This is a genomic window from Algoriphagus sp., from assembly GCF_024305035.1.
In the GTDB taxonomy this organism is placed as follows: domain Bacteria; phylum Bacteroidota; class Bacteroidia; order Cytophagales; family Cyclobacteriaceae; genus Algoriphagus.
Genome location: NZ_JAMWZB010000027.1, coordinates 1 through 15,260 on the forward strand (window position 1 = coordinate 1; position 15,260 = coordinate 15,260).

The 15,260-nt window shown below is 42.3% G+C and carries 8 protein-coding genes; 3 read left to right on the top strand and 5 right to left on the bottom strand.

Annotated features, from left to right (window positions below; genetic code table 11):
* Nucleotides 1-30 precede the first annotated feature (30 nt).
* From Q0L00_RS15020 to Q0L00_RS15040, 5 genes are all read right to left on the bottom strand, one after another.
* A complete protein-coding gene (locus tag Q0L00_RS15020; protein ID WP_297337706.1) occupies nt 31-2,469 on the bottom strand; it encodes a hypothetical protein in 2,439 nt (812 codons plus the stop codon).
* A gap of 99 nt (nt 2,470-2,568) precedes the next feature.
* Nucleotides 2,569-5,106 carry a carbohydrate binding domain-containing protein gene (locus Q0L00_RS15025; protein WP_297337707.1) on the bottom strand — a complete coding sequence of 846 codons (2,538 nt, stop codon included), beginning with the start codon at nt 5,104-5,106 and terminating at the stop codon, nt 2,569-2,571.
* A gap of 25 nt (nt 5,107-5,131) precedes the next feature.
* Nucleotides 5,132-5,959 carry a glycoside hydrolase family 16 protein gene (locus Q0L00_RS15030; protein WP_297337708.1) on the bottom strand — a complete coding sequence of 276 codons (828 nt, stop codon included), beginning with the start codon at nt 5,957-5,959 and terminating at the stop codon, nt 5,132-5,134.
* A gap of 34 nt (nt 5,960-5,993) precedes the next feature.
* The gene (locus Q0L00_RS15035; RefSeq protein ID WP_297337709.1) at nt 5,994-7,400 is read right to left on the bottom strand and encodes an Ig-like domain-containing protein; all 1,407 of its coding nucleotides are present in this window, start codon (nt 7,398-7,400) and stop codon (nt 5,994-5,996) included.
* A 29-nt stretch (nt 7,401-7,429) separates the two neighbouring features.
* Nucleotides 7,430-10,570 carry a glycosidase gene (locus Q0L00_RS15040; protein ID WP_297337710.1) on the bottom strand — a complete coding sequence of 1,047 codons (3,141 nt, stop codon included), beginning with the start codon at nt 10,568-10,570 and terminating at the stop codon, nt 7,430-7,432.
* A 388-nt stretch (nt 10,571-10,958) separates the two neighbouring features.
* Here Q0L00_RS15040 and Q0L00_RS15045 point away from each other — a divergent pair, with 388 nt between their 5' ends.
* From Q0L00_RS15045 to Q0L00_RS15055, 3 genes are all read left to right on the top strand, one after another.
* On the top strand, nt 10,959-12,425 hold the full coding sequence (locus Q0L00_RS15045; protein WP_297337711.1) for a DASS family sodium-coupled anion symporter: 1,467 nt from the start codon (nt 10,959-10,961) through the stop codon (nt 12,423-12,425).
* Nucleotides 12,426-12,650: 225 nt separating this feature from the next.
* Complete coding sequence (locus tag Q0L00_RS15050; RefSeq protein WP_297337712.1) at nt 12,651-14,069, top strand: histidine kinase; 1,419 nt, start codon at nt 12,651-12,653, stop codon at nt 14,067-14,069.
* Nucleotides 14,070-14,117: 48 nt separating this feature from the next.
* On the top strand, nt 14,118-15,257 hold the full coding sequence (locus Q0L00_RS15055; protein WP_297337713.1) for a 6-bladed beta-propeller: 1,140 nt from the start codon (nt 14,118-14,120) through the stop codon (nt 15,255-15,257).
* Nucleotides 15,258-15,260 lie beyond the last annotated feature (3 nt).

Sequence of the window (15,260 nt, forward strand, 5' to 3'; positions counted from 1 at the left end):
TTCAAAATCTCAGTCCTCCTTTCAATTATTCTAATGCATAATTCGGGTTAAAAAACCAGAACTGAGAACGGCCACTTGACCTTCGAGCATTTCACTGAGGTAGGAAATGGAAATTTCCTGCTCATTTTCTAGAGTCATCAAATTGTAGGCATGATACAGCTGATCTTCTCGCTTATTGGCTTGAATGGAGTGTTCGAGATAATTTTGGCAAAGGGCACAAAAGTCAATCAAAACCTGAATGGAAAGGGGTTTTCGCTCGCTACTAAATGAACCTTTATAGATTTTTTCACGATACTGACTTCCAGCCTGTCCCAAGGCATCCAAAACTAATTTTCTGTCCCGGTCACTAAAACCAGAAGAAAGTAAGTGTTTGCTTGCCGTCAGTCCCTGCAGAATTGCCTCGAAAAATTCCAACAACTCCTTAGAAATCTGAACTTCAGCCTTATTGCTTTTAGCTAAAACCGAAGTAAAAAAATTAAAAAACCGCCTGAGATAGTATAGGGTCACCATCGACACTCCATTACCCACCAAGGCATTGTTGGCATCATTCCATTCTGGCCGCTGTGTATTCATCCAAATTCCAGCCTCTGGGATGAAATTGGATAGTTTTGCCAAAACGGTTGCCAGAATTTTTTCAGTAAAATTGACATGATGAATAGTGCCAGTTTGATTTTGGACCAAAGCAGCATCTGAACCTAGTTCAAATCCACGTTTTTGGATAAACCGATCCAGTTCATGGTCAAAATCAATGGTATCCTTAGGATTTTGCAAAATAGCCTCATAAGGCTTGATTTTGTAGGGGACATTGGCGTATACAAAAATATCTTGTGTAAAATATTGAGCTAGCCGACCTGGTATATATTGCTCGGCAAACTCCAAAAACTTTAATAGATAAATAATCTGGTGATCTCCCCAATACCCGATATACGACCAGGGATCATCTGCCTCAATTCGCTCCCAATCCATTCCACCTTTGGTAACTCGGTAGGGGTTATACCCATCGAAAGTTGAGGCATTGAGAAATTTTAAGATCATGCCCTCAATGAAACCCGGGTAAGAAAGTGCCAAAGCTTCCCAATTCTGGAATATATCACGCCAGTTCCCGGCATAATCAAGGACTTTTGACCCATCGGATTCATTTCGGGTATTGATGGAAAAATTATTCCAAGGTCGGCTTGGATCGCCATGTCTTCGGCTAAATTTTAAGGGTAAATATTCCAGGCAGAGCCGAATGAAATCGGGATCTTCCGATCCTGCGGCAAATTTGTTGAGCTCGAAAAGTGAGAACTGCACGCCAAAGGTTTCGAAACTCCTTACATGCTTTTCAAAAACGTTCTTGTTGGCCGCTAGCAGGTAGCTTTTTATATCCGACTTTTCAATTTGGTAATTGTAATCAAAAATTCCCCCGCGCATGATATTAAACATCGCATTGGCAAAGTGCCGGGTATCTTTTCGCCGATCTGCTGTCAATTGTAAACCATCCGCAGCGGCGTTCAATTTGATTAATTCCCTCGAACCCTGTTCGATATCCTCTTTAACTTTGGCATATAATCCGGAATCATGTTTTATGGCATGTGCTAAAGATCGAATTTGGGCGATCGTTTGATTAAGTTCTGCTAGGATCATCCACTCTTGAGCTTCCCCCGCCGCCAACTTCAGATCAAAAACTACAAAATAGGCTCCTCGTTGGGCTTTGATGTCAGTTTCAGGAAGAAGAGAGTGGCCTTGTCGGAAAGCATTAAGCTGGGAAGAAGAGAGGAGATGTTGTGGTTTTTCAAGGCCTAGTGACCAGGCAATCGTCGCTTTCAAGGCCTCACTTGGCTCGGCTTTATCCACGATAATCGCGCTTGGAGCAAAAATCCCAATTCCGCTTTCAGGTTCGAGTTCGTTGCGTTTATAAGCGTCTACTAAATTGCTTCTTACATTTTGCAGCATACTTCCCACACCAAATGGCATGATGTTTTGAATTCCATCCAAACAGGAAATACGGATGTCCGACTCGGATTCATTGATGATTTTACTCGTTTTTACAAATCCGTACCGTTCACTGCTGGTCCATTGATAGTGGAAGCTGAGTTTTAGATCTAAATTCTTTTCTTCAAAAATAATTTTAGTTCCCAGTACATTTTTGTACAGATTTCTGCTGAGTTTGTATTGAGCTGCAAAGTGAATGGAGAACGGTTCCCATACCAGGGTCTGACCGTCTTTTTGGACTTTTAGAATGCTCTTTGAGCCGGTGTGTTCAGAAGACTCAATGATCTTATCATCTGTGTAATAGGGGAAAAGTGCATTTTCGGGATCTTTTCTTCCCGCACTCACGCCTCCATTACTACCCATAAACAACCAGTGATTTGATGGGCTGAGAATACTCATAAAAAAAGGAGGGATGGAATCAATCGATGAAATTTGATAAAAGAGCTCTTGGTTAATTTCAACTTGGGTTAATTGGGCAGACTCGATTTTCTTCACGGGTAATCGAAATTAATTGGGTGGAGTTAGAAATCAATTTAAATCAGGTCAGGCTGTTAAACCTGACCTGGTAAGCCTATAATAAGACCTATTCTTTAGTTAAGGATTGAGGAAAATTCGCACGTTGTCAATATTTGCCTCCACACTACATCCTGCATCTCCTCCACAAACCGCCTCAATTAATACCGAAATGCCATTGGATACATCTATATCTGCAGGGATAGTAAAATTACCTGTAAAGGTAGTCCAACCTTCTTCAGGGATAGGCCCAGGGTTAAACACATGCGTGAAAGAGGCCCCATTGGCACCTTCTCCAAATAACAGCACGTTAAATATTCCTCCTGGAGGTACGATGACCCCTTTGTGATCAAATCGTATTCTAACCTGATCACCCGGATTTACGGTGCCCCCTCCAATCCTTTCCTGCTTAAATGCGGGGTTACTTGGTCCATTTGTGGCTAACTTTCCCGACCAAGACCCACCGTTGTTTTCGGTATTGTCCAATTCCGCCAAGCCTCCATTTTGGAACAAAATCCACCCCGTATCATCGCCGGTTTCAAAATCTCCATTGATGGCAATATTGGTTCCGCTATCGGTTTGATTTTCTCCACCGCCCTCATCCCCGCCACCATCAGTACCACCGTTACCATTTTCTCCATCAATCAAGGTGATATCATCAAAATAGTAGGTTTCGGTTGACCCGGTCAGTTCTCCATCCGTTCCTTCAGGATTATCCGGCTTGATGACTAGTTGATTAAGCCCCGTATTGGTATCAGGAACACCGGTAAAAGTCACTTCAATTTCTACCCAGGTATTCGCCGGACCTATGGTCTGAAATTGAGCGGGTGGATTACCTGATCCTGTGGGCTGAGGATCACTATTTAATTCAAATCTCATCACCGCCTCGGGCTTGCTTGAGTACACTTTTAGCTTAAATGTTTTAGTCGGATCAATCGTTTCGGCAAAGGCGTTTTGCAATCCTGCCCATCTATTGGTTCCCGCAGCTTTGACTACTTTCAAGGAATTTTCAGAGCTGTTTACCTCCGAAATTGAGGGATTAGGAGCCAATTCGGTGGTAAGACTTCCTTCTCCAAAAAAGGTGTTGACGAATGACTCACAGGTTTCAAAAGTTACCGGAAAAGAAACCGCTGCGATGGGTTCCCCTTCACAACCAGATTCTCCACCTGAGGAATCAGAAGTTTGAATGATGTCATCGACATAAAAATCCCCAACAGTAGTACCCGGCCCATCCACAAAAAGGGTTAATTGACGGTATGAGCCTGAAGCGGCATTGAAATCAAAAGTTAATTCTTGCCATCCTTCATCTGAAGCGTCTACAGAAATCTCCACCGGATCGGTGCTGCCCCCTTCAAATTTCATCAATACAGGTATACCGGCAGTCGGGGTATTAAACCTCATGGTGATCAATTTATTGGCTCCCCCAAAATCAACTGGAGTCGCTAAGGAGAATGTGACACCTTCATATTCTGCTCCTGAATTTGTCAGTTTTCCTACAGTATTACCGGAGTTGTTAGGGTCAGGTGCCACTTCAAAAGCTGCTCCGTTGAAAGGTGAAGCCTGCACCTCTCCATTTTCAAAGGTGATGGGAAGGGCTGTCGTATTTTCTGACAGGAGTTCAAGTGAAACATTGTCCAAAACTACTACACCGATTTCCGCTCCCATGTCAAAAATGACCCGGCTATTATCGTTATCGAAATTTGCCGTAAACTCAGCACTGAAGCGTTGTTCATCAGTAGTCAGTTCGAATTCTTGGGTGACATTAGTAAAGGGATCCTCATTTAGTCCAATACCCGCCAAAATAGTTCGCCCATCTTCCACATCAGTGACCGCATTGAAGGAGAGTCTATACTCGCTTCCAGCTCGGATGGGTACTACTTGACTGACATTGACGTCAAAGGGATTTCCAGCAGTGGTGACATTGGTGAATGAAAACTGATTACCTCCTTCTTCTCTTACTTCCAAGCCGTTTCCTATCCAGCCAGCGTCTCCTGCTTCAAAATCGCCATTGGTTAAGATTCCCTGGTCAAAGTTTACCGTAACTGTCCGAGTGACTTGCTCTGCTTGATTTCCCGCCCCATCTGTTACATTATAGGCAAGGACGTATTCACCGGGCTGTAGGGTATTTACTTCTCCGGTAACTTCAATATTTTCGGTCAGGTCTCCATCCACCTCGTCATTTGCTGTTGCTCCCGGATCGGTAAATTCATCCCCAATTTCCAGTTCGATGGTAGCTTCTCCTTCCAGAGCAATTACTGGAGGATCATTGTCAGTAATGACCACAATCAAATCAATGGTTAGCGTTTGGGTTTCTTGGCTGGATCCGCCTGCATTGGTTGCAGTCAAGGAGACCTCATAGCTTCCGTCCTCCATGTAAATTTTTCTGGGATTACTCAAGGTAGAAAAAGTGCCGTCCCCAAAATCCCATTGAAAGGTCTCCGCCTCTTCGGAGGTATTGGTAAACGTAACTATTCCGCCGGTTTCCTGATCTATGGAAAAGGTAAATCCAGCCGTAGGGGGTTGAATAATCATTTCATCTTCTACACAGCTTACTAGTAATAAAATTGACCCGAGTACTAAAAAGCTTAGTATGAGATCTAGTCTAAATTTCCTAATCATGTTTTTTTAGGTTTAATGTGATTATTTATTGATATACTCGGACATAGTCGATGAGCATGGTTTGTGGAAAACGGGTATCTGGAGAAGGTGAACCCACAAAATTTCCACCTACAGCCACATTCAAAAGAAGGAAAAAATGTCTGTCAAAAACCCAATCGCTACCCGCTGGTAAATCATCAGGGGTCAATCGTTGATAAAGCCGTTCATCCACGAAAAAATCAATGAAATCAGCGCCCCATTCTATTGCGAATACATGAAATTCGGTATCAAATCTTGAGTCAAAGAGTTGGAAGGATCCTGAAATTGCATCGCCGGCAGAATACCCCGGGCCATGAATAGACCCCAGAATAGTACTGGGTTGCTGACCCCGTAACTCCATAATATCCATCTCTCCGGCTTGAGGCCAACCCACTCCGTCAATATTTGCTCCAAGCATCCAAAATGCCGGCCAAAGGCCCTGACCGAAGGGGGTTTTGATTCGAGCTTCTATTCTTCCAAACCGAAACTCCTTCAAGCCCTGGGTCGTAATCCTCGCTGAAGTAAAATTCCTGCCGGCAAAAGGTTCATTAATTGCTTTTATGACCAAGTTCCCTTTTCCGTCAATATGGATATTTTCGGTTCGGTTGGTGTAATATTGAAGTTCGTTATTTCCCCAGCCGTTAGTTCCTGTGCCGATTTCATAATTCCAAAATTCCGGATTGGGGGGATCACCAGTGGTCCCGTCAAATTCATCCGACCAAACTAAAGTGTACCCTCTATCCGGCAGTTCATTGGTTTCCATGCACCCAATCATGAGCAGGAATCCAAAAGAAAGGATCAGGATGTAAGTAAAAATTCTATTAGTATTATTCATGCGCTCTGTTCATTTAACTTTAAGTATGGACTGGTTATCTGTAGAAATAAATATTATCTACAAAAATGTCGGAGATGGTGCCATCGGAGATGAAAAAGATCAAGTCGACATCGTTAGTGGCCCCCAAACCTGCAAAATCACTCAATGGGATATCGTAGCTGACCCATTCTTGAGAAACTAAGGGTTGATAAGTAGTCAAATCAACCGTTCCTGAGGTCTCACCTGGACCATTGTTATTGATGATTTGAAATCGAAGGAAATCACCTGGATCGACATTCTCTCTGACATTGATATCGACATGAATATGAGTCATTTGGGATGCATCCACGTCTGGGGAATTAAACATATTCACACTCACAAAATTCAGGTCGGTGTAGCTAATGATCGTTTCACCAGCGATGTCGATCGCTCCACCTTGGGTGGTTGCAAATTGAAAGAAGCCATTAAAATTGTCCACCGGTACATTTTGGTAAGCGTCACTGAAAATGGATACGACATCTTCTGCATCCAAATCCGGTGGAGTAGGGGCTGACAAAAACGGTCCCTCCGAGACAACAGTCAAAGAACCCACCGCATCCATTTCATTTTCACCAACACCTATACTGGCTGATATTCTTGCGTTTCCTGAACTTAAAACCGATACTTGGCCAAGTTCATTAACTGTGGCCACATTGGGATTGGATGATTTAAAATTGAAATAGGAGGGAGAGGATTCCACCCGAACGTCAAAACCGTCTACATTCATTAAAACTCCTGTTCCTGTTACCGGCAGCGTAACCCCATTGAAGGAATTAATGGACTGATCTTCTCCATTATTGACCAAAGGCAGCGGTTGGGCAACGGAGGGAAGGTTTTCAAACTTCAATTCATCAATCCAAAATGAAAATCCCACTTCTTCACCTTCCGGACCAATTCCTCCTGCCGCAAATTGAAATACCCCTCTGACTTCCAATAATTTTGACGGATCTGGTATTGGAATTATGTATTTCTGCCAGTTAGTGGTGAAGTTTACTTGGGTCCTATAAGCACGGTAAGTATCACCCAAAAAATCTTGTCCAAATCCTATTTCGGATAGGGTAGCTGCTTGACTGGCTCTGGCATAAAAAGACAACACATTATAATCCTGCAAGTCTCTACCCGCTCCATCAATTCTGAAAATTGCACCTGCAAAATTTCCTGCCGGATCATTCGCATCCGGTACATCAATTCTGATGGAGGCATTTCCTTTGTAACTTTCATTGTCATCAACGGAGAACACATTCGGCTTTGCGGTTTGATAAGGGAAATAGAAATCACTTCCCAATCCCACAAAATCATCGGTAAAAATATCAGCAGCTGTGCTGAACCTTGCTCTTGGAAGATCTTCAAACTCTTCCCTCATACATCCTAATAAACTAACAATCAATAGGATTCCAAATAAGTTGATCGTTGATTTTTTCATGGTTATGCTGTTCGGCTTTGCGACTTTCATTATTTTCCGATATAGATGTGAACATAGGTTCTCAATTCCCACTCATTTCCATTCGGAAAACCTATTGCAGTGGGGTCAGGGACCCTATTTCCACTGACATCAACAGTTTGAGCTGGATTGTACCGGGGTGAATATTGATCTAATGATCGCCACGTAAATCGTACCCCCATGGTGGTATTGGGAAGCATGTACCATTCTTGCTTGCCCACAGAAGTCGAGATATCTGCCATCACTTGCACAGGGAATGTCAAGTTAAAATCTCGATGAAAGTCAAAAGGCCCCCAATCATTAAACTTTAAGAAGGAGGAAAACTTTAAATCTTTATAAAGTACCCTGACATCGCCCCCAAACCGTTCTATGGTTCTGGGATCAGGGCCATTTGCTTGACCGTTTCCTCCATAGAGATTGGCGATTATTCCAAACCTTGAATTGATTTTGGAAACGATTCGGGTATTGACTTCCCATAAATCCAAAGCGGGTGGGGCTCCATTTGCCGCAACAGGGACACGGCCGGTTCCGGGAAAAATGATGGCTGCATCCATGGTAGTTGGCAAGTGTCTATAAACAAAACCTAAACTCGCTGCAAAAGGAGCGTCTTCCTGCATGTCATTATCCCATTCATACATCCAAGTTCCTGGCGTGGGATCAAAGGTGAGAAGCAGTTCCCCAGCCACCGTTTCCCTATTCGAGCGGACCACGAAGGGATCATCCAGAATGTTTCTTGGTCGGGCAGGACCTCCAATATCACCGGGAATAGGATCTACCAAAGGTTTCTGCCACATGAAATTTGGGGCTACCTGGAAATTCCCCATCGTATAGGTAAATCCAGTGAGCACATTGTTTTTATTTCCGCTGCCGGCATCTTTTAAAGACCATCCGGTAAATGTTCGGGTATAATCTCCACCGCCATTAGCCACTAAGCCTTGAGAGGCCGCCTGACCATACCAGTTAATTTTTCCTTTGGTGAAGGAAAATTTAATTTTACCACCCCACAAGTCACTAGGTCTGATTCGATCAGTGAAGGTTTCAAAATTTCCATTTTCATTGCGAACGACCTGAAATTCTCTTCCTACCAGGGGTTGACCACCCCAAATTCCTCCAAGCTCAACTTTGAAGTTTTCAGAAAAAAGGGTTTCGCTTGTCAAAGTCAATCTTCGTGTTCGCGGCTGAGGAATAGCAATTGAACTGACCGCTACACCCGGGTCATCCAGGTCTTCATGAAAAATACCGGATAAAGCAGTTTTCCCCAATTGTTTTCTGTATTTAACCAATACGGCGGGGTTGGCTCCCCACCACAGCTCCCTTCCGAAAGCTACTTTTAAACCGTCCAAGAGTTTTTTTCCCGAAAGCTCCAAGCCTGATGGGGCTAAGGCATTGTAAATATCTATGTTGGGTCCATAGTTGGCTTCCGGATAAAGTCCAAAAAAATCGCCCTCATAACCCCAATGATAATGGCCAGTCCGGTAAAATCCATTTAAATCAAAAAGTTCATGGTTCCAGGTATAATCGGCTTGATAGACGGCCAAACGCCCCAAAGCATCGGCTACCTGTGTCCCAGATTGCGTTTGGATGGTAACGGGTCTACCTCGAGTTTCATAAAAAATCTCATCTATGGGATTCAAGGCTACATTGCCTAGGACGTTAAACGATACGTTTGCGCGCACATTGCTGGAAGGATTGGCTTGAACGCCCACAAAAAATGACTGCAAATGATCAAAACCTTGTTGATTGGGAAATGTAATCTGATCCGGATCGGGACTTTCGGGTGTCGTAGTTAATGTTCCACCGGTGTTAAAAGTACTTAGCTCGGCTCTAAACTCACTGACTGATAGGATATTAGCCTGTTCACCTTGCAAAGCAGCTTTATCCCCACGAGCCGTTAAAACCGCCTCCATAAAATCTATGGAAGAAAAATGATTCCTTAAAGACTGAAGGGTCATCGTACCCGAATAAGGATCAAACTGATGCGCTTGTTGCAAGGCATAATATGCAGCTCGCGGATAAAGCGTATACAGTCCACGAGGGGTGGTTTGCCCTTTGGCAGCTATGCCAAACCATTCCTCATTCATGTTATTTTCACCCTCTACAAAATCATGGGTATAACCACCATTGGACCAGGATGCTTCGGTGTTATGAATGTTTAATTCAACAGTCTGACCGGCTTTCCACCAGCCGTCGCTAAACTGAAAAGTATATCCACCCAAAGAATTGCCAGCCTTTCCTAGTCCAGCTGCATTTTCATAAATCTCTTTCCAATTATTGACCATATAATAGGCCTGGCGCTCTTGATCTTCTGCATTTTCAAGCGTGTTAAAAGCATCAGCGCCAAATTCGGTAAAAAGAATCGGCTTGTTTAATTCCGCCTTAACCCGATCAAAAGCATCCCCAAAGGATGCGCCTCGATACATATTGGTACCGAAAATATCGATGTCCTTACATTCTTCTTTGATGATCTCCAAAAACAACAAGTCACCGTTACAGATGGCGATAGGTACTCCCTGATCAATTTCTTTCATAGCCAAGCTTGCCTCATTAAACAATTTATACATGGCTAAGGCCCGCACGGTAGATTCTCGATCTTCGATTGGAATATCCTCTGTTTCTGCACCTCCCCAAAACAATCCATAGTTGTTTTCATTGCCCAGTAGATAGAGTAGGAGACCGGGTGTACCTTGATATTGGCGAACCATATCGGTTACTTCCTTCACTAAAAGCGCTCTCACCCTGGGGTCTGCATACTCTGTATTTGCCATCCAAGCTCCGTTCAGTGTCAGACCATATCTGCCAAAGGAATGATTGAGCATGGTGTAAATCCCATATTTCTGGTAGATATAAGTAATCCATTTGGCAGGAATACCGGTGTAAATCCGTATGGAATTAACACCCATGTTTCTCAAAAGAGACATTTCTGTATCTAGAGCTGCCCTGATGATATCATCGGGTTGCCGCCACAGGCTATAATTAAAATTGGTGCCTATGGGAAAATAATCCCAATTCATCCCATTGACCATAAAATCTTGTCCATCTACTTGAAGTCTCATTCCGCTTTCATCTTCAAGAATGGTTACTAGGGAGCTCTGTGCATCGGCTAACTTGATGGCGACTAAGAAAGCAAGCGCTGTTAGGTAGAGGTATTTCATAACAATTTTAGTATAAAAGTATTTTTCGTTAGTATTTTTGAGGAGCGGTGTCAATCAAAAATCGTTGTAACTTAATCTTGATTGATTCAAAATGCCTCATTTCAGACTACATCAATTCTTTCATTTGAATACTACAAAACCTCAAAATTTGGCAGCGCAATCGATTTTTTAGATCAATTACTAGCTTACCTTTGAAATAAGCCCTAAAAGGAACCGGGATAAGCTGTAGGGTATCCTGTAGTAGATGAACTAGGAATCCTGGGTTTTCAGATTGATTTAAAAGTTACATAATTTATATTATGTTAAGTAAATAATTTTAAACCTCATATTTTCCAAATTATATTTACCTTCCGATCTGTAAAATCTATCGTTAAACCCTCCCATCCAAATGAAGTTCAGCCTGTCGACTTGGGGACTTTATCTAGGTCCTATTAGCTTTTTTTTACTGCTCCTTATGGCAAAAGCGCCTGATTTAAGTACTGAAGGGCTAGCCATGTTAGGTTTAGCCGTTTGGATGGCGATTTGGTGGATAACCGAAGCACTTCCTATTGCAGCCACGGCTTTTCTTCCGTTGATATGTATGCCTACGCTTGGGATTTTGCCAATTTCAGATGCCTCTGCCAATTACATGCATCCCACCGTGATGCTTTACATGGGTGGATTTTTAATGGCAACTGGCATCGAAAAATGGAATTTGCATCGCAGAATTGCACTATCCATCATTCAATTCATCGGAACGGATTTAAGGACTATTGTTTTGGGATTTGTTTTGGCTACGGGTTTTCTTTCCATGTGGATTTCAAATTCAGCCACTTCCCTGATGATGCTGCCTATTGGGTTAGCAGTAGTCAAACAGTTTCAAGATCAGTTACAAAATAGTGAATCTCTTTCCCTGAATTTGGGCAAAAACATCATGCTTGGGATTGCCTACGGCGCTTCCATTGGCGGTATTGCCACCTTAATCGGGACCCCCACCAATACGATTTTAGTAGCGGTTATTGATGAGCTCTATGATTACACGATCGGTTTTAACGAATGGTTCTTTTTTGGCCTCCCCCTATCGCTTTTTCTTCTTTTTGTAACTTGGTATTATTTAATTCAATACGCCAATCCCCTCCCCAAAAAATTTAAACTGGCTGATGCGGGCACAATCGTTAAGGATCAATTAAGCGCTCTAGGCAAGATGAGTTATGAAGAAAAATCAGTACTGATTGTCTTTGGGCTGGTCTGTTTTTCGTGGATTTTTAGGCAATATCTGCTAGAACCCTTAATTCCAGCCATTAACGACACGATCATCGTCTTGACCGGAGTGGTACTCTTGTTTGTCCTCCCCGATTCAACTAAAACTAAAAGAATTCTAGATTGGAAAACTGCCGAACAGATTCCCTGGGGAATATTGATTCTTTTCGGAGGTGGTTTGGCATTGGCAGAAGGTTTTCAAGCCACAGGATTAGCAGAGTGGATCGGTCAAAAATTCACCTTGATCGAGGGGGTGGGTTTTATTGTTCTGCTTTTGATCATTGTCGCATCGGTAAATTTCCTCACCGAGGTCACATCAAATGTAGCAACCGCATCCATGTTGCTGCCCATTTTGGCCTCCGTTGCTTCCAAGCTGGACCTTCATCCTTTTGGACTAATGATCGGTGCGACTCTTGCGGCCAGTTGTGCCTTTATGCTGCCAGTAGCCACGCCACCCAATGCGGTGGTTTTCGGATCCGGCTTTTTACAAATGAAAGACATGGTCAAAGCGGGATTTTGGCTAAATATGCTTTCAATCTTGCTGGTGACCCTGATGGTCTATTTCATCCTTCCTTGGCTTTGGAATATCGATTTGAGGGAATTTCCGTTTGGTTAATTCCTTTTGGAGGAAATTCAGCTAGAATCTATCCCGAAATTATCCCTTTTCGTCCCATGAAGTTGAATGCCTTTTTTACTTCGATTAAGCTTGCATCAGTTTTAATCAAAATTCATTCAGACCATGGAAAAGAAACGGGGATTTTACGCATTGATTTTCGTCGCTGTGCTTTACAATCTCTTTTTAATCCTCTGGTCTTAATCCCAAAACCTCATCCAAGCTCTTATGAAATCCAAAAGTCTTGATTTTCGTCAAATTGAATGGTGGATCGTCACCACAGCAACACTTATCGCATTCCTGTTCATTCTTTTTGGGTATCGTCCTCAATTTTACAATGACAATAATGCACAAGTCATTTTTAAGTTTGTCAGTAGACTGGTGATTTTGGGGACGATTTATGCTGGATTTCATCTCATCCACATGGTTCTGATTCCTAAATTCATACGGGAAACAAAAAAGTGGCCTTCCCTCATCTGGATATTTTTAACAGGTTTGATTGCCTTTGGCACTAGTGCGCTTTTTGGCTTCAATGGGGGGTTAATCAAAAATCCTTTTCCTACGTTTTTTCTGGGAATCATTGTTCTTTATGCCTGTTACCAAATTGGGGCACATCTACTCAGCCAAGCCTTGACCCCTCCCAAACTTCGCGATTTCCAATTTTATAATTATTCTCGTCTACTTTTAGGTTACCTTTTTACCTTGTTTTTCTTGATTCAGTTAAGTCCGATTTCTAGCCCCGGCCCTTCGATCATTTTTGGAATATTCCTGCCAGGAATCTTTATTTCCAGCCTGTACAATTACTTTTTGGTTTACGGGAAAAGGAAAAAAGGTAAAATTGCACAGGCCCGTTTGTTTAACTGGGGTTTGGCAGCACTAATTCTTTTGATATTTCTCATCGTTTCTATTGATGAAAACCAAGAAGAAATTTTCTTTGTCGGCGGCTTAGGTGTAGTTGGCTTTATCCAGTTGATTTTCTTCCCTTTAACTTCTTTAATTTTTAAAAGACTTGAAGTGTATGCGGGTCAGATCACCGAACTTACCTATCAAGTTGATCAGGGTCAGGCCAATATGGAATTTCTTCGTTCGCAGATCAATCCTCACTTTTTGTTCAATGCATTGAATACGCTCTATGCCAGTTCGCTGATGGAAAAGGCCGAAAAAACCTCTGATGGGATTCAGAAACTGGGCGATATGATGCGCTTTATGCTTCATGAAAATCAATTGCCACGAATTCCCATTTCCCGGGAGATCGATTACCTGAGAAACTACATCGATCTTCAGTTACTACGCTTTGGCAATCAAGCCAATTTGGACCTGGATTTCCAAATCAATCCTTCGGAATGCAAAGGTGAAATCGCCCCGATGCTGATCATTCCCTTTGTGGAAAATGCCTTCAAACATGGGATTTCAACCAAGGAGAAATCCTGGATCCGTTTAAATTTGAGATGTATTTCAGGTTCACTTCACTTGGACCTAGTCAATAGCGTGCATCCGGTTAAATCCAAGGAAAACGCTCGGGAAAGCTCAGGAATAGGTCTTGACAATCTAAAAAAACGTCTAAATTTAGTCTATCCAAATCGTCATCAACTCAATATCGTGAGTAATGATTCGGATTTCTTTGTTCATTTTTCTGTGCAATTATAGATGTATGATTAGTCCATTTTATCCTAAAGTCCTCCTATCAAATTGAATATGAAATCACTCGGACCATTCCTTTCCCCTTTTCTTTTTCTATCCCTTTTCGCCTGTAATAACTCCCTTGACAAAGGTGCTCAATCAGCACTTCGTACGATTCCATTTAGGCAGGCTCAAGCCATGGTTCACGCTGAACTGGTGGAAAATCAAGAATTTGTTTTGCTCAGCACAGCAGAAAATGCACTTTTCAGTAGAGTAGATAAGCTTTTGGCAAGCAATGATCGGTTTTACCTTTTTGATCATCTTGATGATGCTGGAGTTTTGGTCTTTGACCGTGAAGGGAATTTTATTCAAAGCATCGGAGAATTTGGTGAAGGTCCTAATCAGTTAAAAACTATCGATGACTTTCAGGTTTTGGAAAATGGAGATGTTTTGATTTTAGATAAAATTCAAAAACGAATTATAACTTATAATTCGACAGGGAAATTTAAAGCAGCTACTTCAATTCCAGTTAATTCGGGTGGTTTTGTCAAGCAGGAGGATACATGGTTTTTGGCGATCAATTTTGATCATCAAAATCCAGATCTCATCCATAATCAAAAAATAGGTGTTTTTAACTCAACCTTTGATCCGGATAGCCTTTATTTTCACTATCCGTCAAATGTCCCGAATGCTAATGTTTATTACCACGCTGGTATACTTTCCCAAAGTCAAACATCAGTTGTTTACCATAGGCCCCCTAATGACACGATAGCCATTTTTTCTTCTACTGGAAAATTGGCAAACCAACTCGTTATCGATTTTGAAACCAATCGATTACCGGCTGAGGTCGTTTTTGACTTCCAACTCCTGGATGATTTTCAACCGCAAGATCAGGTATTTCGTTACCTGCTAACTCCCGTCCTGCCGGTAAGTGATTATTTATTTGGAATGATCAGTGGTACCGATCGGACATTTTGGACATTTGCGCTCCATAGCAAAAGCATGAGTTTGTTAGTCCATAAAATTGATTTCGATGATTTTCATCTTCCTAAATTAATTCTTCCTTCCGCAAATTTAGATAATAAGGCCATTGTGTCTTTAATCGACCCAGTCACCTTTAGGCAAGATTCGAATCCAGAAGCTTACCCTAAGGAAGTTCAAAACCACCTTAAAAAGGAAGGAACGGTTCTACTCCTTCAGTTTTTAAAACGCTAACTA

Bases quoted from the DNA above. Each gene is read 5' to 3' on its own strand.
- Q0L00_RS15040 (WP_297337710.1), bottom strand. From the start codon at position 10,570: ATGAAATACCTCTACCTAACAGCGCTTGCTTTCTTAGTCGCCATCAAG.
- Q0L00_RS15050 (WP_297337712.1), top strand. From the start codon at position 12,651: ATGAAATCCAAAAGTCTTGATTTTCGTCAAATTGAATGGTGGATCGTC.
- Q0L00_RS15030 (WP_297337708.1), bottom strand. From the start codon at position 5,959: ATGAATAATACTAATAGAATTTTTACTTACATCCTGATCCTTTCTTTT.
- Q0L00_RS15035 (WP_297337709.1), bottom strand. From the start codon at position 7,400: ATGAAAAAATCAACGATCAACTTATTTGGAATCCTATTGATTGTTAGT.
- Q0L00_RS15055 (WP_297337713.1), top strand. From the start codon at position 14,118: ATGAAATCACTCGGACCATTCCTTTCCCCTTTTCTTTTTCTATCCCTT.
- Q0L00_RS15025 (WP_297337707.1), bottom strand. From the start codon at position 5,106: ATGATTAGGAAATTTAGACTAGATCTCATACTAAGCTTTTTAGTACTC.
- Q0L00_RS15045 (WP_297337711.1), top strand. From the start codon at position 10,959: ATGAAGTTCAGCCTGTCGACTTGGGGACTTTATCTAGGTCCTATTAGC.